This is a genomic window from Pararobbsia alpina, assembly GCF_965118125.1.
Classification (GTDB): Bacteria; Pseudomonadota; Gammaproteobacteria; order Burkholderiales; family Burkholderiaceae; genus Pararobbsia; species Pararobbsia alpina_A.
Map to the genome: position 1 here is coordinate 4,235,300 of NZ_OZ221287.1, position 23,430 is coordinate 4,258,729.

Annotated in this window: 12 protein-coding genes, 4 tRNA genes and 3 rRNA genes; all 19 read right to left on the minus strand. The window is 58.7% G+C overall.

The window, feature by feature from the left end; genetic code table 11:
• Window position 1: 1 nt before the first annotated feature.
• Entirely contained in the window at window positions 2-472 is a 471-nt protein-coding gene (gene rpsG / locus ACMFWR_RS18365; RefSeq protein ID WP_413193006.1) for a 30S ribosomal protein S7, read from the minus strand.
• A gap of 207 nt (window positions 473-679) precedes the next feature.
• The gene (gene rpsL / locus ACMFWR_RS18370) at window positions 680-1,060 is read right to left on the minus strand and encodes a 30S ribosomal protein S12 (protein ID WP_413193007.1); all 381 of its coding nucleotides are present in this window, start codon (window positions 1,058-1,060) and stop codon (window positions 680-682) included.
• Window positions 1,061-1,448: 388 nt separating this feature from the next.
• A complete protein-coding gene (gene recQ / locus ACMFWR_RS18375) occupies window positions 1,449-3,296 on the minus strand; it encodes a DNA helicase RecQ (RefSeq protein WP_413193008.1) in 1,848 nt (615 codons plus the stop codon).
• A gap of 356 nt (window positions 3,297-3,652) precedes the next feature.
• Entirely contained in the window at window positions 3,653-7,891 is a 4,239-nt protein-coding gene (gene rpoC, locus ACMFWR_RS18380) for a DNA-directed RNA polymerase subunit beta' (RefSeq protein ID WP_413193009.1), read from the minus strand.
• Window positions 7,892-7,910: 19 nt separating this feature from the next.
• Entirely contained in the window at window positions 7,911-12,017 is a 4,107-nt protein-coding gene (rpoB, locus tag ACMFWR_RS18385) for a DNA-directed RNA polymerase subunit beta (protein WP_413193010.1), read from the minus strand.
• A gap of 368 nt (window positions 12,018-12,385) precedes the next feature.
• On the minus strand, window positions 12,386-12,766 hold the full coding sequence (gene rplL, locus ACMFWR_RS18390) for a 50S ribosomal protein L7/L12 (RefSeq protein WP_413193011.1): 381 nt from the start codon (window positions 12,764-12,766) through the stop codon (window positions 12,386-12,388).
• 48 nt (window positions 12,767-12,814) lie between these two features.
• Window positions 12,815-13,360 (minus strand): 50S ribosomal protein L10, encoded by a 546-nt coding sequence (gene rplJ, locus ACMFWR_RS18395; RefSeq protein ID WP_413193012.1) that lies wholly within the window; start codon window positions 13,358-13,360, stop codon window positions 12,815-12,817.
• Between the two features lie 294 nt (window positions 13,361-13,654).
• Window positions 13,655-14,350, minus strand: a complete 696-nt coding sequence (rplA, locus tag ACMFWR_RS18400; protein WP_413193013.1) for a 50S ribosomal protein L1 — start codon at window positions 14,348-14,350, stop codon at window positions 13,655-13,657.
• On the minus strand, window positions 14,351-14,782 hold the full coding sequence (rplK, locus tag ACMFWR_RS18405; RefSeq protein ID WP_413193014.1) for a 50S ribosomal protein L11: 432 nt from the start codon (window positions 14,780-14,782) through the stop codon (window positions 14,351-14,353).
• A 173-nt stretch (window positions 14,783-14,955) separates the two neighbouring features.
• Entirely contained in the window at window positions 14,956-15,513 is a 558-nt protein-coding gene (nusG, locus tag ACMFWR_RS18410) for a transcription termination/antitermination protein NusG (protein WP_413193015.1), read from the minus strand.
• A 1-nt stretch (window position 15,514) separates the two neighbouring features.
• Window positions 15,515-15,895: a preprotein translocase subunit SecE gene (secE, locus tag ACMFWR_RS18415; protein WP_413193016.1), complete on the minus strand. Its 381-nt coding sequence runs from the start codon at window positions 15,893-15,895 to the stop codon at window positions 15,515-15,517.
• Between the two features lie 42 nt (window positions 15,896-15,937).
• Window positions 15,938-16,013, minus strand: a tRNA-Trp gene (locus ACMFWR_RS18420).
• Between the two features lie 63 nt (window positions 16,014-16,076).
• Window positions 16,077-17,267, minus strand: coding sequence for an elongation factor Tu (gene tuf, locus ACMFWR_RS18425; RefSeq protein WP_413193004.1), 1,191 nt, complete (start codon window positions 17,265-17,267; stop codon window positions 16,077-16,079).
• 62 nt (window positions 17,268-17,329) lie between these two features.
• A tRNA-Thr gene (locus ACMFWR_RS18430) sits at window positions 17,330-17,404 on the minus strand.
• A gap of 20 nt (window positions 17,405-17,424) precedes the next feature.
• Window positions 17,425-17,498 (minus strand) — tRNA-Gly (locus ACMFWR_RS18435).
• 37 nt (window positions 17,499-17,535) lie between these two features.
• Window positions 17,536-17,621: transfer RNA gene (locus tag ACMFWR_RS18440), tRNA-Tyr, on the minus strand.
• 581 nt (window positions 17,622-18,202) lie between these two features.
• Window positions 18,203-18,315, minus strand: a 5S ribosomal RNA gene (gene rrf, locus ACMFWR_RS18445).
• Between the two features lie 166 nt (window positions 18,316-18,481).
• Window positions 18,482-21,360 (minus strand): 23S ribosomal RNA (locus ACMFWR_RS18450).
• 265 nt (window positions 21,361-21,625) lie between these two features.
• Window positions 21,626-23,156 (minus strand): 16S ribosomal RNA (locus tag ACMFWR_RS18455).
• Together the 16S, 23S and 5S rRNA genes form the textbook arrangement of a ribosomal RNA operon.
• Between the last annotated feature and the right edge of the window lie 274 nt (window positions 23,157-23,430).

A 23,430-nucleotide genomic window follows, 5' to 3' on the forward strand; every position in this document is an offset into this window, starting at 1 on the left:
TTTAGAACCGGAAGTGCGAGAAGGCCTTGTTTGCTTCGGCCATACGGTGCACTTCGTCACGCTTCTTCATGGCGCCGCCACGACCTTCCGACGCTTCGAGCAGCTCGCCGGCCAGACGCAGTGCCATCGACTTCTCGCTACGCTTCTTCGCGGACTCGCGCAGCCAACGCATCGCCAATGCCATACGACGCGACGGACGCACTTCGACCGGAACCTGATAGTTTGCACCACCAACCCGACGGCTCTTCACTTCGACCACCGGCTTGATGTTGTTCAGCGCGATGTTGAACACTTCGAGGGGGTCCTTGCCGGCCTTGCCCTGGATTTGTTCAAACGCGCCGTACACGATGCGCTCGGCAACCGACTTCTTGCCCGACAGCATCAGCACGTTCATGAACTTCGCAACATCCACGTTGCCGAACTTCGGATCCGGCAACACTTCCCGCTTGGGGACTTCACGACGACGTGGCATCTTCTTTCCTTTACCTGTTCAGTTGGAGCCTTTGGCTCCGCGGTCATCGACACGTCCGCAACCGGACTGGATGACCACTTACTCGACGGCACCCGTGCTTTGCACCGATCCGCCGCAATGTGAGCGCAGGGCGTATCAAACGCGACTGCACAAAACCTGACTGCTGAAAACTTCTGCTGCAAAAACCTGTGCAGCTCGAACGGCTGATTACTTGCCGCTCTTCGCGCGCTTCGCACCGTACTTCGAGCGAGCTTGCTTACGGTCCTTGACGCCCTGGGTATCCAGCGAGCCACGCACCATGTGATAACGCACACCCGGCAAGTCCTTCACCCGGCCGCCGCGGATCAGCACAACCGAGTGTTCCTGCAGGTTGTGGCCTTCACCGCCGATGTACGAGATGACTTCGAAGCCGTTGGTCAGGCGAACCTTGGCGACCTTACGGAGTGCCGAGTTCGGCTTCTTCGGCGTCGTGGTGTACACACGGGTGCACACACCGCGACGTTGGGGGCAGTCCTGCAGTGCCGGGCTCTTGCTCTTGGCGTGGCCAGAGGTGCGCGGCTTGCGGACCAACTGATTGATCGTTGGCATTGTTGATTCCTGCAATAAATAAAGTTGGGTTTTCAGACCCCGAGGATCTGGACGGCCCGGGCAAGCGAGCCGTGTCCGGAAAGGTCGCCCGCAAGGGTGCGGGAGCGAATCGCGAGTGTCGCGTACGCCGGTCGATGCTTCCAACCATACGCGCGGCATCCGACCCAAAATCCGGAACCTCGCATCTTAGTCCGGAAATCAAGCGTTGGTCAACCTGCGCGCCGGGAAAACCCGTGAATATTCAAGGAAATTCGCGCGCGAAGCATCGTCGGCTGTCGTTCAGCGGAGGGACGACCCCGTTTCGCCGAGGCCGTCGTATCGGGAAACGGACGCGTAGTGAGTACCCGCTCCGATTTTCCAGTCTTTGCCGTTTCAGACTGCGACGAATTCAGTCCATCGCCGAGACGACGTCGAGGATCGCCTCGCCGAAGCGTTCGAGCTTGCGCGCGCCGATACCCGGGATGCCGCGCAACTCGCCAATCGTCGCCGGCGCATTGCGCGCGAGTTCGGCGAGCGTCGCGTCGTGGAAGATCAGGTAGGCCGGCACGCCGTCTTCCTTGGCGGTTTCCGAACGCCAGGTGCGCAGGCGGTCCCAGCGCGCGCGCTGATGTGCGGACATGCCCGTCGTCGGGTCGGCACGCTCACCGCCCTTCGCCCCGACCGTTCGGCCGCGGGTGGGCTTGACGTAGCGCCGTAGCGTGACCTCTTCCTCACCTTTGAGTACTGCGCGACTCGCACCGGTCAGCACGAGCGCGCCATGGCCCATGTGGTCGACCGCCAGCAGGCCGTACGCGACGAGTTGCCGGAACACCGCTCGCCACTCCGGCTCGCCGAGCGCCGAACCGACGCCATACGTCGACAGCTGGTCGTGGCCGTACTGCGTCACGCGCTCGGTCTTGTTGCCGCGCAGGATATCGATCAGATGACCAGCGCCGAAACTGAAGCCGCTCGCCCGCGTCGAGCGGTAGACGCACGACAGCGCCATCTGCGCCTCGCGCGTGCCGTTCCAGGTGTCCGGCGGGTTCAGGCAGGTGTCGCAATTGCCGCATGGCTGCGACGTCTCGCCGAAATACGCGAGCAGCCGCACGCGCCGGCACCCCGCGGTTTCGCACAGCCCGAGCAGCGCATCGAGCTTCGACGTGCTCAGGCGCTTGTGCGCCTCGTCGGCATCCGACTCGTCGATCATCTTGCGCTGCTGAACGACGTCGCCCAGGCCATACGCCATCCATGCGTTCGCCGGCGCGCCGTCGCGACCGGCACGTCCGGTCTCCTGGTAGTAGCCTTCGACGCTCTTGGGCAAATCGAGGTGCGCCACAAAGCGGACATCCGGCTTGTCGATGCCCATGCCGAATGCGATGGTCGCGACCATCACGACGCCTTCTTCACGCTTGAACTGCTCCTGGCGTGTCTGCCGGATCTCGGCATCCATGCCGGCGTGATACGCCATCGCGCGGATGCCCTGGGTATTGAGCCAGTCGGCCGTTTCCTCGACCTTGCGGCGCGACAGGCAATAGATGATGCCCGCGTCGTTCGCGCCGTCGCTCTGGTGCTCGCTGCGGATGAAGTCGAGCAGCTGCGTGCGCGCGTTGTCCTTTTCGACAATGCGATACCGGATGTTCGGCCGATCGAAGCTCGCAAGGAACACCCGGGCTTCGTCGAGCGACAGGCGCTCGATGATCTCGTTACGCGTGGCCTCGTCGGCCGTCGCCGTCAGCGCAATGCGCGGCACATTCGGATAGCGCTCGTGCAGTACGGACAGCTGGATATATTCGGGCCGGAAGTCATGCCCCCACTGCGACACGCAGTGCGCTTCGTCGATCGCAAACAGCCCGATACGCGAGCGGTCTAGCAACTCGAGGAAGCGCGATGTCATCAGCCGCTCGGGTGCAACGTAGAGCAGATCGATCTCGCCCTTTTCAAAGGCACGCTCGGTCTGGTACGCCTGCTGCCCGCTTAGCGTGGAATTCAGGAACGCGGCGCTCACGCCGGCTTCCTGCAGCGCCGCGACCTGGTCCTGCATCAACGCGATCAGCGGCGACACGACGATCGCCGCACCGAGTCCGCGCTGCTTACGCTCGAGCGCCGGAATCTGATAGCACAGCGATTTACCGCCACCGGTCGGCATCAGTACGAGACAGTCGCCCCCGTCTGCGACGTGTTCGACGACTTCCGCCTGCAAACCGCGGAACGCCGGATAGCCGAACACTTCATTGAGAATCGCGAGACAGCGGGACATATGAATCGAGCAACCGGCAGAGGTACAGAAGAGCCCCGAGTCTAGCAGCGCACGCGTGCGAAGCGGATAGACCGGACGGATAAAAAACGGCCAATACGGACAATCGATGCGTCCCTATCGACGGGCCCGGCGGTGCTGATGCGGGCCCGATATGCGTGGCAGACAACGCCGCTGCCTCGGCAGGCGTAGGCGGCGATACCACGGCGGGACGGCGCCTTCGACATGGGCACGGGCACCGCATAGCGACTGGCCATGTCCATGTCGAAGGCAAAAAAAATCCCGGCAGCGAATCTCGCTGGCCGGGATGGTTCAGTCTTGCTGCGCGGCGGACCGCATGCGGTCCGCCTTGCCGAGACTTACTCAGCCGACGGCGTCGGCTCGGTCGTCGTATCGGGGCTGGCGAAGTCGAACGTTGCCGCTTCTTCTGCCGCGATCTGATCGTGACGTTCGCGATCGAGACCTTCCTTGACCTTGCGTGCCTTGTGGAACGCGAGACCCGTACCGGCAGGAATCAGACGGCCGACGATCACGTTTTCCTTCAGACCACGCAGATCGTCGCGCTTGCCCATGATCGCGGCTTCGGTCAGCACCCGCGTCGTTTCCTGGAACGACGCTGCGGAGATGAACGAATCCGTCGACAGCGACGCCTTCGTGATACCGAGCAGCACGTTGTCGTACGCTGCCGGACGCTTGTCTTCCGCGATCATGCGATCGTTTTCGTCAAGCATGTCCGAACGTTCGACTTGTTCGCCCGGGATGAAGCGCGTATCGCCGTTGTCGGTGATCGCCACACGACGCAGCATCTGGCGAACGATCACCTCGATGTGCTTGTCGTTGATCTTCACACCTTGCAAACGATAGACGTCCTGCACTTCGTCCACGATGTAGCGCGACAGTGCCTCGATACCCTGCAGACGCAGGATGTCGTGCGGATCCGCCGGACCGTCAACGATCATTTCGCCCTTGTTGACGACCTGACCATCGTGCACCAGAACCTGCTTGTCCTTCGAGATCAGGAACTCGTGCTGGTTGCCGTCGAGGTCGGTAATGACCAGACGCTGCTTGCCCTTCGTGTCCTTACCGAACGACGTCGTACCCGTGACTTCCGCGAGAATGCCGGCGTCCTTCGGCGAACGTGCTTCGAACAGTTCGGCCACACGCGGCAGACCACCGGTAATGTCACGCGTCTTCTGCGCTTCAGTCGGGATCCGTGCGAGCACTTCACCAGCCTGCACTTGCTGACCATCCTTGACGGTGATCAGAGCGCCGACCTGGAAGCCGATCGCCACCGGGTGCTCGGTGTTCGGGATCTTGATTTCTTCACCCGAAGCATCGATCAGCTTCACCTGCGGACGCACGGTCTTGCCTTGCGTGCCGCGGCGCTTCGGATCGATCGAGACCAGCGTCGACAGACCCGTGACTTCGTCGATCTGCTTCGCAACCGTCACGCCTTCTTCGACGTTCTCGAACTTGATCGTGCCGCCCCATTCCGTAATGATCGGACGGGTCAGCGGATCCCACGTCGCCAGTTGCGCGCCAGCCTTGATCTGCGCACCGTCGAGCTGCAACAGCGTGGCGCCGTACGGCACCTTGTGACGTTCGCGCTCACGGCCATGGTCGTCGGCAATGATGGCTTCGCCCGAACGTGAAATGACGATCTGCTCGCCCTTCGCATTCGTGACGTAACGCATCGTCGCCGTGAAACGCACGGTACCGTTCGACTTGGCTTCCACGCTCGATGCCACAGCGTTACGCGATGCCGCACCACCGATGTGGAACGTACGCATCGTCAGCTGCGTGCCCGGCTCACCGATCGACTGTGCAGCGATCACACCGACCGCCTCACCGACGTTCACGCGCGAACCGCGGCCGAGGTCACGGCCGTAGCAGGCTGCGCACAGGCCGTAACGCGTGCCGCAGGTCAGCGGCGTGCGAACGCGGACTTCGTCGATGCCGAGGCGTTCGATTTCTTCGACCGCATCTTCATCGAGCAACGTGCCGCTTTCGTACAGCGTTTCCTGCGTCTCGGGGTTGACGACGTCGGTCAGCGTCACACGGCCGAGAATACGGTCGCGCAGTGCTTCAACGACTTCACCGCCTTCGACGAGCGCCTTCATCGCCACGCCGTTCTGCGTGCCGCAATCGTCTTCGACAACGACCAGATCCTGCGTCACGTCGACCAGACGACGCGTCAGGTAACCCGAGTTTGCCGTCTTCAGTGCCGTATCAGCCAGACCCTTACGTGCACCGTGGGTCGAGATGAAGTACTGCAACACGTTCAGGCCTTCGCGGAAGTTCGCCGTAATCGGCGTCTCGATGATCGAGCCGTCCGGCTTGGCCATCAGGCCCCGCATCCCTGCGAGCTGACGAATCTGGACTGCCGAACCGCGCGCGCCCGAGTCCGCCATCATGTAGATCGAGTTGAACGATTCCTGGCGCGTGTCATTGCCGTCACGGTCAACGACCGGTTCCGACGAGAGCTGCTCCATCATCGCCTTGCCGACCGCTTCCGACGTTGCCGACCAGATGTCAACCACGTTGTTGTAGCGCTCTTGCGAGGTCACCAGACCCGACATGTACTGACGTTCGTATTCCTTCACCTTCTGCGATGCGTCGTTGACGATCGTTTCCTTTGCAGGCGGAACGAGCATGTCGTCGACGCAGATCGAGATACCGGCGCGCGTAGCGAGACGGAAGCCCGACTGCATGAGCTGGTCAGCGAAGATCACCGTTTCGCGCAGGCCGCAACGGCGGAAAGCCGTGTTGATCAGGCGCGAAATTTCCTTCTTCTTCAGCGGCTTGTTCAGCACCGTGAACGGCAGTCCCGGCGGAAGGATTTCCGACAGGATCGCGCGGCCAACGGTCGTCGCGAACAGCGAGATCTTCGGCACGAACTTCGGTGCGCCTTCCGACGTGTCCGGGTTCGCGACTTGTTCCGTGATCCGCACGTTCACGCGCGAGGTCAGTTCGACCTGCTTGTTCTCGAGCGCCAGGATGACTTCCGACACGCCCGTGAACGTCAGGCCTTCGCCCTTACCGTTCGTGCGTTCGCGCGTCGCGTAGTACAGACCCAGCACGATATCCTGCGACGGCACGATCGACGGATCGCCGTTGGCCGGGAACAGGACGTTGTTCGACGCAAGCATCAGCGTACGTGCTTCGAGCTGCGCTTCGAGCGACAGCGGCACGTGCACAGCCATCTGGTCACCGTCGAAGTCGGCGTTGAACGCCGCGCAAACGAGCGGGTGCAGCTGGATTGCCTTACCTTCGATCAGCACCGGCTCGAACGCCTGGATACCCAGACGGTGGAGCGTCGGCGCGCGGTTCAGCATGACCGGATGTTCGCGAATGACTTCTTCGAGAATGTCCCACACGACCGCCGTCTGGTTTTCCACTTCCTTCTTCGCAGCCTTGATCGTCGTCGCGACGCCCATGACTTCGAGCTTGTGGAAAATGAACGGCTTGAACAGCTCGAGCGCCATCAGCTTCGGCAGACCGCACTGATGCAGCTTGAGCGTCGGGCCCACCACGATGACCGAACGGCCCGAGTAGTCGACGCGCTTGCCCAGCAGGTTCTGACGGAAACGACCGCCCTTACCCTTGATCATGTCGGCGAGCGACTTCAGCGGACGCTTATTCGCGCCCGTCATCGCCTTGCCGCGACGGCCATTGTCGAGCAGCGAGTCGACGGCTTCCTGCAGCATGCGCTTTTCGTTGCGCACGATGATTTCAGGAGCCTTGAGCTCGAGCAGACGCTTCAACCGGTTGTTCCGGTTGATCACGCGACGATAGAGGTCGTTCAGGTCCGAAGTCGCAAAACGGCCGCCGTCGAGCGGCACGAGCGGACGCAGTTCCGGCGGCAGCACCGGCAGCACTTCGAGCACCATCCAGTCAGGCTTGATGCCCGAACGCTGGAAAGCCTCGAGCACCTTCAGGCGCTTCGCGTACTTCTTGATCTTCGCTTCCGAACCGGTCGTCTTGAGTTCCTGACGCAGCGTTTCTGCCTGCGCGTCGATATCGATCGAACGCAGGAGTTCGCGCACGCCTTCCGCGCCCATTTCGGCACGGAACTCGTCGCCGTATTCCTCGACCTTATTGTAGTAATCCTCTTCGGTCATGATCTGCGCGCGCTTGAGCGGCGTCATGCCCGGTTCGATGACCACATAAGCTTCGAAATACAGCACGCGTTCGATATCGCGCAGCGTCATGTCGAGCACCATGCCCAGACGCGACGGCAGCGACTTCAGGAACCAGATGTGCGCGACGGGCGACGCGAGTTCGATATGGCCCATGCGCTCACGGCGCACCTTGGCCAACGTCACTTCAACGCCGCACTTCTCGCAGATCACGCCACGGTGCTTGAGGCGCTTGTACTTGCCGCACAGGCACTCGTAGTCCTTGATCGGTCCGAAGATCTTCGCGCAGAACAGACCATCCCGCTCCGGCTTGAACGTGCGGTAGTTGATCGTTTCCGGCTTCTTCACTTCACCGAACGACCACGAGCGGATCTTGTCCGGCGACGCGAGGCCAATCTTGATCGCGTCAAAAACTTCTTCTTGTTGGACTTGCTTGAATAGATCGAGCAGAGCTTTCATTGCTTTCTCCGTAGTCCGATTAGTTGCGGTCGAGATCGATGTCGATACCGAGCGAGCGGATTTCCTTCACGAGCACGTTGAAGGATTCCGGCATGCCGGCGTCGATCACGTGATCGCCCTTGACCAGGTTTTCATAAACCTTGGTCCGGCCCGTCACGTCATCCGACTTGACCGTCAACATTTCCTGCAGCACGTACGACGCGCCGTAGGCCTCGAGCGCCCACACTTCCATTTCACCGAAACGCTGGCCGCCGAACTGCGCCTTACCGCCGAGAGGCTGCTGCGTCACGAGCGAGTACGGACCCGTCGAACGCGCATGCATCTTGTCGTCAACAAGGTGATGCAGTTTCAGGTAGTGCATGAAGCCAACCGTGACCGAACGCTCGAATGCTTCACCCGTGCGACCGTCAAACAGTTGCAGCTGGTTCTTCGAAGGCGTCATGCCGAGGTGCTTGGCCACGTCGTCCGGGAACGCGATGTCCAGCGCGCGCGACATTTCTTCTTCGGTCGCACCGTCGAACACCGGCGTCGCGAACGGCACGCCTTCCTTCAGGTTTTCCGCCAGTTCCAGGATTTCGTCATCCGAGAACGTGTCGAGTGCTTCCGCACGACCCGAGTCGTTGTAGATCTTCGTCAGGAAGGCACGCATTTCTTCGGCCTTCACATGCTTCTGGAGCATCTCGCCGATGCGCCAGCCCAGACCCTTCGCGGCCCAGCCGAGGTGAACTTCAAGCACCTGACCCACGTTCATCCGCGACGGCACGCCGAGCGGATTCAGCACGACGTCGGCCGGACGGCCGTCAGCCATGTACGGCATGTCTTCGATCGGGACGATCTTCGAGACCACACCCTTGTTACCGTGGCGACCTGCCATCTTGTCGCCAGGCTGCAGACGACGCTTGACCGCAAGGTACACCTTGACCATCTTGAGCACGCCCGGCGGCAGTTCGTCGCCTTGCGTGAGCTTCTTACGCTTTTCTTCGAAGGCCAGGTCGAACTGGTGACGCTTCTGTTCGATCGATTCCTTGATCGCTTCGAGCTGAGCCGCCGATTCGTCGTCCGCGAGGCGGATGTCGAACCAGTGGTAGTGCTCGAGGTCGGCCAGGTATTCCTTCGTCAGCTTCGCACCCTTCGCGAGCTTCTTCGGGCCACCGTTGACGACCTTGTCGAGCAGCATGCGCTCGAGACGCTGGAATGCGTCGCCTTCAACGATACGCAGCTGGTCGTTGAGGTCGAGGCGATAGCGCTTGAGTTCATCGTCGATGATCTGTTGCGCACGCTTGTCGCGCTGGATGCCTTCACGCGTGAAGACCTGAACGTCGATGACCGTACCGCTCATGCCCGACGGCACGCGCAGCGACGTGTCCTTCACGTCCGAAGCCTTTTCACCGAAGATCGCGCGCAGCAGCTTCTCTTCCGGCGTCAGCTGGGTTTCGCCCTTCGGCGTGACCTTGCCGACGAGCACGTCGCCCGCTTCGACTTCAGCGCCGATGTAGACGATGCCCGATTCATCGAGACGGCCGAGCTGAACTTCGGCGAGGTTCGAGATATCGCGCGTGATTTCTTCCGGTCCGAGCTTCGTGTCGCGAGCGACAACGTTCAGTTCTTCGATGTGGATCGAGGTGTAGCGATCGTCAGCGACGACCTTTTCCGAGATCAGGATCGAATCTTCGAAGTTGTAGCCGTTCCACGGCATGAACGCGACCATCATGTTCTGGCCGAGCGCGAGTTCGCCGAGGTCGGTCGACGCACCGTCGGCCACCACGTCGCCGCGAGCGACCTTGTCGCCGACCTTCACGATCGGGCGCTGGTTGATGTTCGTGTTCTGGTTCGAACGCGTGTACTTGATCAGGTTGTAGATGTCGACACCGACTTCACCTGCGACGGCTTCGTCATCGTTCACGCGAATCACGATACGGCCTGCGTCGACATAGTCGACCTGACCGCCACGCGTCGCTTGCACCGTCGTACCCGAGTCGACTGCCACCGTACGCTCGATACCCGTACCGACGACCGGCTTTTCCGGACGCAGGCAAGGCACGGCCTGACGCTGCATGTTCGAGCCCATCAGTGCACGGTTCGCATCGTCGTGCTCGAGGAACGGGATCAGCGAGGCTGCAACCGAGACGATCTGCGACGGGGCCACGTCCATGTACTGGATGCGGTCCGGCGTGACCATCAGCGTGTCGCCGGCTTCGCGAGCCGACACGAGTTCGTCTTCGAGCGTACCGTCAGCGCCGACCGCCGCGTTCGCCTGGGCGATCACGTAACGGCCTTCTTCAATCGCCGACAGGTAGTCGATCTGATCGGTCACCTTGCTGTCGACGACCTTGCGGTACGGCGTTTCGAGGAAGCCGTATTCGTTCAGGTGCGCGTACAGCGCGAGCGAGTTGATCAGGCCGATGTTCGGGCCTTCCGGCGTTTCAATCGGGCAGACGCGACCATAGTGAGTCGGGTGCACGTCGCGGACTTCAAAGCCAGCGCGCTCACGCGTCAGACCACCCGGGCCAAGAGCCGACACGCGGCGCTTGTGGGTGATTTCCGACAGCGGGTTGGTCTGGTCCATGAACTGCGACAGCTGCGACGAACCGAAGAACTCGCGAATGGCCGACGAAATCGGCTTCGAGTTGATCAGGTCGTGCGGCATCAGGTTTTCGCTTTCGGCCTGGCCGAGGCGTTCCTTCACTGCACGCTCGACGCGAACGAGACCGGCGCGGAACTGGTTTTCCGCGAGTTCGCCCACGCAACGCACGCGACGATTGCCAAGGTGATCGATGTCGTCGACTTCGCCCTTGCCGTTGCGCAGTTCAACGAGGATCTTGATCGCAGCGAGAATGTCGTCATCCTGCAGCGTCATCGGGCCGACGATTTCGTCACGGCCAACGCGGCGGTTGAACTTCATACGACCCACCTTCGACAGGTCGTACGCTTCTTCGCTGTAGAACAGACGGTTGAACAGGGCCTCGACCGCTTCTTCGGTCGGCGGCTCGCCCGGACGCATCATGCGGTAGATCGCGATACGCGCGGCCGTACGGTCCGTCGTTTCGTCGATACGCAGCGTTTGCGAGATGTACGGACCTTGATCCAGGTCGTTCGTGTACAGCGTCTGGATACCCTTGACCTTCGCGTCGCGAAGCTTCTCGAGCAGCGACTCGCCGATTTCTTCGTTCGCGTTGGCGATGACTTCACCGGTTTCCGGATCGATCACGTTCTTCGCGAGCACACGGCCAATCAGATAGTCCTCAGGCACCGAGATGAACTTCGTCTTGGCGTTTTCGAGGTCGCGAATATGCTTCGCGTTGATGCGCTTGTCCTTCGCGACGATCAGATTACCGTCACGATCGTTGATATCGAAGCGCGCGACTTCGCCACGCAGACGCTCGGGCACGAATTCAACCTGTGCGCCTTCATCCATCAGCGTGAAATTGTCGAACACGAAGAAGTTCGCAAGGATCTGTTCCGGCGTCAGGCCGATGGCCTTCAGCAGGATCGTCACCGGCATCTTGCGGCGACGGTCGACGCGGAAGTACAGAATGTCCTTCGGATCGAATTCGAAGTCGAGCCACGAACCACGGTACGGAATGATCCGTGCCGAGAACAGCAGCTTGCCCGAGCTGTGCGTCTTGCCCTTGTCGTGTTCGAAGAACACGCCCGGCGAACGGTGGAGCTGCGAGACGATCACGCGCTCCGTGCCGTTGATGACGAACGAACCCGTCGAGGTCATGAGCGGAATTTCGCCCATGTACACTTCTTGTTCCTTCACTTCCTTGACGACGGGCTTGCTCGGCGATTCCTTGTCGAGCAGCACCAGGCGCACTTTCGCGCGCAGCGCCGAACAGAAAGTCAGGCCACGTTGTTGGCACTCCTTGACGTCAAACGCGGGAGGCGACAGCATATAGCTGACGAACTCGAGCCGCGCGAAGCCATTGTGCGAAACGATCGGGAAAACAGAGCTGAAAGCTGCCTGCAGACCCTCGGATTTGCGTCCGGTGGGGTTGGTATCCTGCTGCAGGAACGTGCTGAATGATTCGAGCTGGGTAGCCAGCAGAAACGGTACTTGGTGAACGATCGGGCGCTTCGCAAAACTCTTGCGAAGACGCTTCTTTTCGGTGAAGGAATATTGCATACGAGCTCCGGATCACGGCAGATCGACGCCCTCTTGGGCGAGACCCGAGTGTTCACCGACTGAGACCCTGTAGCCTCGCTCCCGCATCATCGAGGAACGGACCAAGAAGCTTGGTGGTTGGCCGCTACCAACCGCTGGCTGACGGCATGGACCGAAACAGCACCCATACCCGACCAAACTAGCCTTCTGCAGTCGCTTCAGAAGACAAAGAGCAGTGCTACGTCGCAACGTAACGCTCTTCTTTGACCTCTTTGAACTTTGGCGACAGCCGCTTCATGCGGTCAAAATGCCCCGCAAAAAACGGCCGCCCACAAAGCACAAAAAGGCTGATGGTCAAAACCATCAGCCTTCGCGCTAAAACGCGAGATTTACTTGATCTCGGCCTTGGCGCCAGCTTCTTCCAGCTTCTTCTTCGCTTCTTCAGCAGCAGCCTTGGGCACTGCTTCCTTAACGGGCTTCGGTGCGCCGTCGACGAGGTCCTTCGCTTCCTTCAGGCCGAGACCCGTCAGTTCGCGAACAGCCTTAATCACGCCAACCTTGTTTGCGCCGATTTCCGTCAGGATGACGTTGAATTCGGTTTGTTCTTCAGCTGCTGCAGCTGCGCCGCCACCAGCAGCACCGCCACCGCCAACTGCCAGAGCAGCTGCCGAGACGCCAAACTTCTCTTCGAACGCCTTAACGAGTTCGTTGAGTTCCAGAACCGACATCGAGCCTACGGCTTCGAGGATGTCTTCTTTTGCGATTGCCATTTGAAAATACTCCTAATTTGAAATCGGATACGAATTGGCTAAGCCAGCTTATTCAGCAGCGGGTGCTTCAGCGGCAGCTTCGGCAGCGGGTGCGTCGGCAGGAGCGCCTTCAGCACGCTTCGCAGCGAGTGCAGCCAGCGCACGCGCAAAGCCCGAAACGGGCGCTTGCATGACGCCAAGCAGCTTGGCCAGCAGTTCTTCGCGGCTCGGGACCGAAGCCAGCGCTTGCACGCCTGCCTTGTCCATCACCTGACCTTCGTACGAACCGGCACGGATGACCAGCTTGTCATTGCCCTTTGCAAAGTCGTTGATGACCTTGGCAGCAGCAATGGCGTCTTCCGACACGCTGTAAATCAGCGGGCCGGTCATGTGGTCAGCCAGCGGAGCGAACGCGGTACCTTCAACTGCACGACGTGCAAGCGTGTTCTTCAGAACACGGAGGTACACCTTCTGCTCCCGCGCTTTCGCGCGCAGCTTGGTCAGATCGCCAACCGCGATTCCACGATATTCGGCCAGCACGATGCTTTGGGCCTTGGCAACTTCAGCCTGGACCTCAGCAACGACGGCCTGCTTATCTTCTCGATTGAGTGGCACGGTTAAACTCTCCAGTTCGATGCGTGACTTTCTTGATTACGCATCGCGTTTTACAACGGCGTCCGAGTTGTCAGGAGTATTTCCACCGTCCACTTACTGCCGTATCCGGTACAAATGCTGCAAAACTTTTTCGGGTTCGCCATCTGCGTTGGATTGCATTAAGGGCTCGGCTACCTACTCCTTGCCCACCAACGGTCTTTGACAACCGGATGTGTTTCCAACAGCCTCACACACCCGCCCAAAGTACTTTTCAGACCGCCGGCGTTGTCGCTCCGACGGTCCGCAATGCTTGTCTTACGCGTTCAGCGATGCTTGTTCGACGCGAACGCCGATACCCATCGTGCTCGACACAGCGATCTTGCGCAGGTAGACACCCTTGCTCGTCGCCGGCTTCGACTTTTGCAGCGCATCGATCAGCGCAGCAAGGTTCGTGCGCAGCGCGGTCGGCTCGAACGAAGCACGGCCGATCGTTGCGTGGATGATCCCGGCCTTGTCGACGCGGTACTGAACCTGACCTGCCTTTGCGTTCTTCACTGCCGTCGCGACGTCGGGCGTGACCGTGCCGACCTTCGGGTTCGGCATCAGGCCGCGCGGGCCGAGGATCTGACCCAGCGTACCGACGATACGCATCGTGTCCGGCGAAGCGATCACGACGTCGAAATTCAGGTTGCCGGCCTTGACTTGCTCAGCCAGGTCTTCCATGCCGACGACGTCTGCGCCAGCTGCCTTGGCTTGCTCAGCCTTGTCGCCTTGTGCGAACACGGCGACGCGAACCGTCTTACCCGTACCTGCGGGCAGCACGACCGAACCACGAACGACCTGGTCCGACTTCTTCGCATCGATACCGAGCTGGACTGCAACGTCGATCGACTCGTCGAACTTCGCCGTTGCGCATTCCTTCACGAGTGCGAGCGCTTCATCAATTGCGTAAAGCTTGTTTGCGTCGACCTTCGCCGCAAAAGCCTGTGCACGCTTGGAAATCTTAGCCATTTACACGCCCTCCACGGTGATGCCCATCGAACGGGCGCTGCCAGCGATCGTACGCACTGCGGCGTCGAGATCCGCGGCGGTAAGGTCAGGCATCTTGGTCTTTGCGATTTCTTCTGCTTGAGCGCGCGTGATCTTGCCGACCTTGTCGGTATGGGGCTTCGACGAGCCCTTGGCCACGGCTGCAGCCTTCTTGATCAGCACGGTTGCCGGCGGCGTCTTCAGGACGAACGTGAAGCTCTTGTCCGCGAATGCCGTGATCACGACAGGAATCGGGAGACCCGGTTCCAGGCTCTGCGTTTGCGCGTTGAACGCCTTGCAGAACTCCATGATGTTCAGGCCACGCTGACCCAGTGCCGGACCGACCGGCGGCGACGGATTCGCCTTACCAGCCGGGATTTGCAGCTTGATAAAGCCGATAATCTTCTTTGCCATATTGAACCTCGAATGAACGCAGAGCGTTCGATGAGTGGTTAGCGCGCTTTCGCTGCCTTCAGTCGTTCCCGGACTTGTCCTTGAACGGCATCAACAACTACTGACGCTCCTCTACGGTTTGCGCAGACCGTAAGCGCGAACGCCGCCTCGCAACACTGCGAAGCGGCGTGAATTCAGATCTTTTCGACTTGACCGAACTCGAGTTCCACCGGAGTGGCGCGGCCGAAAATCGTGACCGACACGCGAACCCGGGACTTCTCGTAGTTGACTTCTTCGACGCTGCCGTTGAAGTCGGTAAAGGGGCCGTCCTTGACCCGAACGAGTTCGCCGACTTCGAAAAGGGTCTTCGGCCGCGGCTTCTCGACCCCTTCCTGCATCTGCGACATGATCTTCTCGACCTCGCGCTCCGAAATCGGGCTCGGCCGATTGCGTGCGCCGCCGACGAAACCCGTCACCTTCGCGGTGTTCTTCACCAGGTGCCACGTTTCGTCCGTCATTTCCATTTCCACGAGCACATAGCCCGGGAAGAAACGACGCTCGGTCACCGACTTGTGACCGCCTTTGATTTCAACCACTTCTTCGGTCGGAACAAGAATCCGGCCAAACTTGTCTTGCATATCGGCGCGATCGATACGCTCCTGCAATGCACGTTGCACGCTCTTTTCCATACCGGAATAGGCGTGCACGACGTACCAGCGCTTTCCTTCCTGCGGCTTCGCGAAGTCGGTCATATTATTTCCAACCGAGGATCAGCGAGAACACGACCCATTCGATCGTCTTGTCGCTTCCCCAGATGCAGAGAGCCATCACGAGAACGAAACCAAACACCACGAGCGTGGTCTGTCCGGCTTCCTTTCGCGTCGGCCAGACGACCTTCGTCACTTCGCGGTACGAATCCTTCGCAAACGCGACAAACGCCTTGCCCGCTGCCGAAAAATAGGCAACGACCACGGCCGCGATCAGGCCCGCGAACAGCGCAGCACCGCGCACATACCAGTCTTGCTGACCCAGCGCGTAAAAGCCGGCAATGCCAGCGATCACGAGCAGTACAGCAACGCCAAGCATGAGCTTGTCGCTGGTGGAACTCACATTGTCGACGGAAGGATTCGCCATAACACCAAGCTGACGAGCCGCTCTAGGCGGCTCGAAGTTATTTGGCAGGGGCAGAGGGAATCGAACCCCCAACCTTCGGTTTTGGAGACCGACGCTCTGCCAGTTGAGCTATACCCCTGAAAACCAAACTGGGGTCGGGTTTCACCGACCCCTTAGACTGTCGATCAGTCGCCTAACTGGCTTAGGCGATGATCTTGGCAACCACACCGGCGCCGACCGTACGGCCGCCTTCGCGGATTGCGAAGCGCAGACCTTCTTCCATGGCGATGGCGTGAATCAGCTTCACCGTGATCGACACGTTGTCGCCCGGCATCACCATTTCCTTGCCTTCCGGCAGTTCGATCGAGCCCGTCACGTCCGTCGTACGGAAGTAGAACTGCGGACGGTAGTTGTTGAAGAACGGCGTGTGGCGGCCGCCTTCGTCCTTGCTCAGCACGTACACTTCAGCCGTGAAGTGCGTGTGCGGCTGGATCGAACCCGGCTTGGCCAGAACCTGGCCACGCTCGACGTCTTCACGCTTCGTGCCGCGCAGCAGAATACCGACGTTGTCGCCTGCCTGACCTTGGTCGAGCAGCTTGCGGAACATTTCCACGCCCGTGCACGTCGTCTTCGCCGTGTCCTTGATACCGACGATTTCGAGTTCTTCGCCGACCTTCACGATGCCGCGTTCAACACGGCCCGTCACCACCGTACCGCGACCCGAGATCGAGAACACGTCTTCGATCGGCATCAGGAACGTGCCGTCAACAGCGCGTTCCGGCGTCGGGATGTACGAGTCCAGTGCGTCAGCCAGTGCGAAGATCGCCGTTTCGCCCAGTTCGCCCTTGTCGCCTTCCAGCGCCAGCTTGGCCGAACCCTTCACGATAGGCACGTCGTCGCCCGGGAAGTCGTACTTCGACAGAAGTTCGCGCACTTCCATTTCGACGAGCTCGAGCAGCTCAGCGTCGTCCACCATGTCGCACTTGTTCAGGAACACGATGATGTACGGAACGCCAACCTGACGCGCCAGCAGGATGTGCTCACGCGTTTGCGGCATCGGGCCGTCTGCAGCCGAGCACACCAGGATTGCGCCGTCCATCTGCGCTGCACCCGTGATCATGTTCTTCACATAGTCAGCGTGGCCCGGGCAGTCAACGTGCGCGTAGTGGCGCGATTCCGTTTCGTACTCGACGTGTGCCGTGTTGATCGTGATACCACGTGCCTTTTCTTCCGGCGCCGCGTCGATCTGGTCGTAGGCCTTGGCTTCGCCACCGAACTTGCGCGACAGAACCGTCGTGATCGCTGCCGTCAGCGTCGTCTTGCCGTGGTCAACGTGACCAATCGTACCCACGTTCACGTGCGGCTTGGTCCGCTCGAATTTACCTTTAGCCATACTTGACTCCTAACAGGAATATTCACCGGTTGCGCCGCGCGCAAACACAAAAACGAAGCTCGTGGTGCCCATGGGCAGGATCGAACTGCCGACCTCTCCCTTACCAAGGGAGTGCTCTACCACTGAGCCACATGGGCGAGTGTCTCTACAGCAATTCTGGAGCGGGCGAAGGGAATCGAACCCTCGTCATAAGCTTGGAAGGCTTCTGCTCTACCATTGAGCTACGCCCGCTTCGGGTATCTACTCTGACTTCGCCGCTTAGTTGTTCTGGTGGAGGAGGTTGGATTCGAACCAACGTAGGCGTAAGCCAACAGATTTACAGTCTGCCCCCTTTAGCCACTCGGGCACCCCTCCTTCAGAGAACTGTGGATTATGGGCTAGTCACTTAGTCGTGTCAACAACCGACTGATGCAACTTCAATGCCCAATCAAAAACAGGTCCCTCACTTATAGGTGTTGCCCGACATTGAGCTGCATGCGGCGCCCGCCGGCGCGCAAAATTCGCGCGCTCGCGACTGGGATGCGCCTGCCGCGAGAGCGAAAGGTTAGAATTTCAGGGAACACGGAGCATGCGATCGCACGGATTATGCTTTCGCGCGTCGTTGCGACGGCGCGCTGCCGATCGCCAGGCCACTGACTCGTCGGTGGCGGAAGCGACGCGGAGGTTGAGCGCTGCAGCCCGTGCATGCGACGACGCGGGGTAACGGCATGGGCGGAGCAAGAGAGACGGACGTGCGAGACGTTCGACGGGGGCAGCAAATGTGCGGGGCGGTGACACAGACGAGGTTGCGCGGAGCGCAACCGTCTCGGAAGACGCGCGCGAACGCGTCGGATTGCGGCGCGAATGCGGCCGAAGCGCGCTCGGACCGAATGCCAATCTGGCGCCGCAAAGCAAAAAGCCCTGCTCGATAGAGCAGGGCTTTCTGGTGTTAAACAGCCTGACGATTACCTACTTTCACACGGGAACCCGCACTATCATCGGCGTGGAGTCGTTTCACGGTCCTGTTCGGGATGGGAAGGGGTGGTACCAACTCGCTGTGGTCATCAGGCATGACTTGTTGCCTGGTAGCTTCGCTACCAAGCCAATCCGGGAAGAAGAATTTGTTGGGTTGTGAGCGTATCGCATCGCGCTTCGAGCGGAGCTCGTATGCGCGGGCTTTGCGAGAGTCTTGACGACTCATACTCACACACGTGGAGGGCAAACACACGTGTTATAGGATCAAGCCTTACGGGCAATTAGTATCAGTTAGCTTAACGCATTACTGCGCTTCCACACCTGACCTATCAACGTCCTGGTCTTGAACGACCCTTCAAGGAGCTCGAAGCTCCAGGGATATCTCATCTTAAGGCGAGTTTCCCGCTTAGATGCTTTCAGCGGTTATCTCTTCCGAACATAGCTACCCGGCGATGCCACTGGCGTGACAACCGGTACACCAGAGGTTCGTCCACTCCGGTCCTCTCGTACTAGGAGCAGCCCCCTTCAAATATCCAACGCCCACGGCAGATAGGGACCAAACTGTCTCACGACGTTTTAAACCCAGCTCACGTACCTCTTTAAATGGCGAACAGCCATACCCTTGGGACCGGCTACAGCCCCAGGATGAGATGAGCCGACATCGAGGTGCCAAACACCGCCGTCGATATGAACTCTTGGGCGGTATCAGCCTGTTATCCCCAGAGTACCTTTTATCCGTTGAGCGATGGCCCTTCCATACAGAACCACCGGATCACTATGACCTGCTTTCGCACCTGCTCGACTTGTCAGTCTCGCAGTTAAGCACGCTTATGCCATTGCACTATCAGCACGATTTCCGACCGTACCTAGCGTACCTTCGTACTCCTCCGTTACGCTTTGGGAGGAGACCGCCCCAGTCAAACTGCCTACCATGCACTGTCCCCGACCCGGATCACGGGCCAAGGTTAGAACCGCAAACAAACCAGGGTGGTATTTCAAGGTCGGCTCCACCGAAACTAGCGTTCCGGTTTCATAGCCTCCCACCTATCCTACACAGATCGGTTCACAGTCCAATGCAAAGCTACAGTAAAGGTTCATGGGGTCTTTCCGTCTAGCCGCGGGTAGATTGCATCATCACAAACACTTCAACTTCGCTGAGTCTCGGGAGGAGACAGTGTGGCCATCGTTACGCCATTCGTGCAGGTCGGAACTTACCCGACAAGGAATTTCGCTACCTTAGGACCGTTATAGTTACGGCCGCCGTTTACCGGGACTTCAATCAAGAGCTTGCACCCCATCATTTAATCTTCCGGCACCGGGCAGGCGTCACACCCTATACGTCCACTTTCGTGTTTGCAGAGTGCTGTGTTTTTATTAAACAGTCGCAGCCACCAGTTTATTGCAACCCTTTCACCCTTTAGGCGCAAGCCTATCAAGCTACAAGGGCGTACCTTATCCCGAAGTTACGGTACCAATTTGCCGAGTTCCTTCTCCCGAGTTCTCTCAAGCGCCTTAGAATACTCATCTCGCCCACCTGTGTCGGTTTGCGGTACGGTCTCGTTAGACTGAAGCTTAGAGGCTTTTCTTGGAACCACTTCCAATTGCTTCGCTTCCGAAGAAGCTCGCGCCACACCCTTGAATTGCGCACCCGGATTTGCCTAAGTGCCTTCTCCAATGCAGCGACCGGGACTTCCAACACCCGGACAACCTTCCGCGATCCGTCCCCCCATCGCATCTAACGACGGTGCAGGAATATTAACCTGCTTCCCATCAGCTACGCATTTCTGCCTCGCCTTAGGGGCCGACTCACCCTACGCCGATGAACGTTGCGTAGGAAACCTTGGGCTTACGGCGAGGGGGCCTTTCACCCCCTTTATCGCTACTCATGTCAGCATTCGCACTTCCGATACCTCCAGCACCCTTTACAAGGCACCTTCGCAGGCTTACGGAACGCTCTCCTACCATGCGTGCAAGCACGCATCCGCAGCTTCGGTGACTGGCTTAGCCCCGTTACATCTTCCGCGCAGGACGACTCGATCAGTGAGCTATTACGCTTTCTTTAAAGGGTGGCTGCTTCTAAGCCAACCTCCTGACTGTTTTAGCCTTCCCACTTCGTTTCCCACTTAGCCAATCTTGGGGACCTTAGCTGGCGGTCTGGGTTGTTTCCCTCTTGACGTCGGACGTTAGCACCCGACGTCTGTCTCCCGTGATTGCACTCTTCGGTATTCGGAGTTTGCTATGGCGAAGTAATCCGCAATGGACCCTTCAACCATGACAGTGCTCTACCCCCGAAGGTGATACACGAGGCACTACCTAAATAGTTTTCGGAGAGAACCAGCTATTTCCGGATTTGTTTAGCCTTTCACCCCTATCCACAGCTCATCCCCTAATTTTTCAACATTAGTGGGTTCGGACCTCCAGTACGTGTTACCGCACCTTCATCCTGGCCATGGATAGATCATCCGGTTTCGGGTCTACGCCCTGCAACTATGCGCCCTATTCGGACTCGCTTTCGCTACGCCTTCCCTACTCGGTTAAGCTCGCTACAGAACGTAAGTCGCTGACCCATTATACAAAAGGTACGCCGTCACCCGTTTCCAGGCTCCGACTGTTTGTATGCATGCGGTTTCAGGATCTATTTCACTCCCCTCCCGGGGTTCTTTTCGCCTTTCCCTCACGGTACTGGTTCACTATCGGTCGATCACGAGTATTTAGCCTTGGAGGATGGTCCCCCCATCTTCAGACAGGATTTCACGTGTCCCGCCCTACTTGTCGTACACCTAGTTCTTTCATACTGTTTTCGCCTACGGGGCTATCACCCACTATGGCCGCACTTTCCAGAGCGTTTGGCTAACAATACAAATAAAGAGTACAGGCTGATCCCATTTCGCTCGCCACTACTTTGGGAATCTCGGTTGATTTCTTTTCCTGCGGCTACTTAGATGTTTCAGTTCACCGCGTTCGCTTCACATGACCTATGTATTCAGTCATGGATGACCCAAGAGGGCCGGGTTTCCCCATTCGGACATTTGTGGATCAAAGCTCGTTTGCCAGCTCCCCACAACTTTTCGCAGGCTACCGCGTCCTTCATCGCCTGTGATCGCCAAGGCATCCACCACATGCACTTGTTCGCTTGACCCTATAACGCGTATGTCTGCCATGAACAGCAGACCACGTTATAAGAATTGAGTTTTCGCGTTTGCCGTATTCCAAGTGACTTTAAGATCACTTAAATACATTTGATACAATCACAACCCATCTACCTTCCACACACCATCTCAAGTGCGTTTCCAATAGACAAATTCTTCTTCTAGATTGTTAAAGAGCAATCACGGCTCCGATATTCCGGTTCCGTGTTAAACAGCCAATAAGTGTGAGCGCTCAACAGTTGATGCGAGCTCTGGAAAGGAGGTGATCCAGCCGCACCTTCCGATACGGCTACCTTGTTACGACTTCACCCCAGTCATGAATCCTACCGTGGTGACCGTCCTCCTTGCGGTTAGACTAGCCACTTCTGGTAAAACCCACTCCCATGGTGTGACGGGCGGTGTGTACAAGACCCGGGAACGTATTCACCGCGGCATGCTGATCCGCGATTACTAGCGATTCCAGCTTCATGCACTCGAGTTGCAGAGTGCAATCCGGACTACGATCGGTTTTCTGGGATTAGCTCCCCCTCGCGGGTTGGCAACCCTCTGTTCCGACCATTGTATGACGTGTGAAGCCCTACCCATAAGGGCCATGAGGACTTGACGTCATCCCCACCTTCCTCCGGTTTGTCACCGGCAGTCTCCCTAGAGTGCTCTTGCGTAGCAACTAAGGACAAGGGTTGCGCTCGTTGCGGGACTTAACCCAACATCTCACGACACGAGCTGACGACAGCCATGCAGCACCTGTGTTACGGCTCTCTTTCGAGCACCCCCACCTCTCAGCAGGGTTCCGTACATGTCAAGGGTAGGTAAGGTTTTTCGCGTTGCATCGAATTAATCCACATCATCCACCGCTTGTGCGGGTCCCCGTCAATTCCTTTGAGTTTTAATCTTGCGACCGTACTCCCCAGGCGGTCAACTTCACGCGTTAGCTACGTTACTAAGGAAATGAATCCCCAACAACTAGTTGACATCGTTTAGGGCGTGGACTACCAGGGTATCTAATCCTGTTTGCTCCCCACGCTTTCGTGCATGAGCGTCAGTATTGGCCCAGGGGGCTGCCTTCGCCATCGGTGTTCCTCCACATCTCTACGCATTTCACTGCTACACGTGGAATTCCACCCCCCTCTGCCATACTCTAGCTTGCCAGTCACGAATGCAGTTCCCAGGTTGAGCCCGGGGATTTCACATCCGTCTTAACAAACCGCCTGCGCACGCTTTACGCCCAGTAATTCCGATTAACGCTCGCACCCTACGTATTACCGCGGCTGCTGGCACGTAGTTAGCCGGTGCTTATTCTTCCGGTACCGTCATCCGCCCCAGATATTAGCTAGAACGTTTTCTTTCCGGACAAAAGTGCTTTACAACCCGAAGGCCTTCTTCACACACGCGGCATTGCTGGATCAGGCTTTCGCCCATTGTCCAAAATTCCCCACTGCTGCCTCCCGTAGGAGTCTGGGCCGTGTCTCAGTCCCAGTGTGGCTGATCGTCCTCTCAGACCAGCTACGGATCGTCGCCTTGGTAGGCCTTTACCCCACCAACTAGCTAATCCGCCATCGGCCGCCCCTATAGCGCGAGGTCCGAAGATCCCCCGCTTTCATCCGTAGATCGTATGCGGTATTAATCCGGCTTTCGCCGGGCTATCCCCCACTACAGGACACGTTCCGATGTATTACTCACCCGTTCGCCACTCGCCACCAGGGTTGCCCCCGTGCTGCCGTTCGACTTGCATGTGTAAGGCATGCCGCCAGCGTTCAATCTGAGCCAGGATCAAACTCTTCAGTTCAATACCTGTTACTGTTTTCGGTTCAATTAAGAACCGGTCGCTCACTCAATGTGCTGACAAGTTTCGATGAATCAAAACTTACCTTTTACAGAGTGTGAGACTTGATAAATACCTTTGCTATGCCGTCAATCAGACATCATGAGTCCTAAAACTCACCCGCTGATCCGACGGTGCATCGCTTATCAAGCGCCCACACTTATCGGCTGTAGATTTTTAAAGATCGTTCGCAAAATCCGCTCACTTCACTGCGTTTTCTGCGTCGCTGCGTTTGCAG

Bases quoted from the DNA above. Each gene is read 5' to 3' on its own strand.
- rpoB (WP_413193010.1), bottom strand. From the start codon at position 12,017: ATGCAATATTCCTTCACCGAAAAGAAGCGTCTTCGCAAGAGTTTTGCG.
- tuf (WP_413193004.1), bottom strand. From the start codon at position 17,267: ATGGCTAAAGGTAAATTCGAGCGGACCAAGCCGCACGTGAACGTGGGT.
- rpsL (WP_413193007.1), bottom strand. From the start codon at position 1,060: ATGCCAACGATCAATCAGTTGGTCCGCAAGCCGCGCACCTCTGGCCAC.
- rplL (WP_413193011.1), bottom strand. From the start codon at position 12,766: ATGGCAATCGCAAAAGAAGACATCCTCGAAGCCGTAGGCTCGATGTCG.
- rpsG (WP_413193006.1), bottom strand. From the start codon at position 472: ATGCCACGTCGTCGTGAAGTCCCCAAGCGGGAAGTGTTGCCGGATCCG.
- recQ (WP_413193008.1), bottom strand. From the start codon at position 3,296: ATGTCCCGCTGTCTCGCGATTCTCAATGAAGTGTTCGGCTATCCGGCG.
- secE (WP_413193016.1), bottom strand. From the start codon at position 15,895: ATGGCGAATCCTTCCGTCGACAATGTGAGTTCCACCAGCGACAAGCTC.
- rplA (WP_413193013.1), bottom strand. From the start codon at position 14,350: ATGGCTAAGATTTCCAAGCGTGCACAGGCTTTTGCGGCGAAGGTCGAC.
- rpoC (WP_413193009.1), bottom strand. From the start codon at position 7,891: ATGAAAGCTCTGCTCGATCTATTCAAGCAAGTCCAACAAGAAGAAGTT.
- rplK (WP_413193014.1), bottom strand. From the start codon at position 14,782: ATGGCAAAGAAGATTATCGGCTTTATCAAGCTGCAAATCCCGGCTGGT.
- nusG (WP_413193015.1), bottom strand. From the start codon at position 15,513: ATGACCGACTTCGCGAAGCCGCAGGAAGGAAAGCGCTGGTACGTCGTG.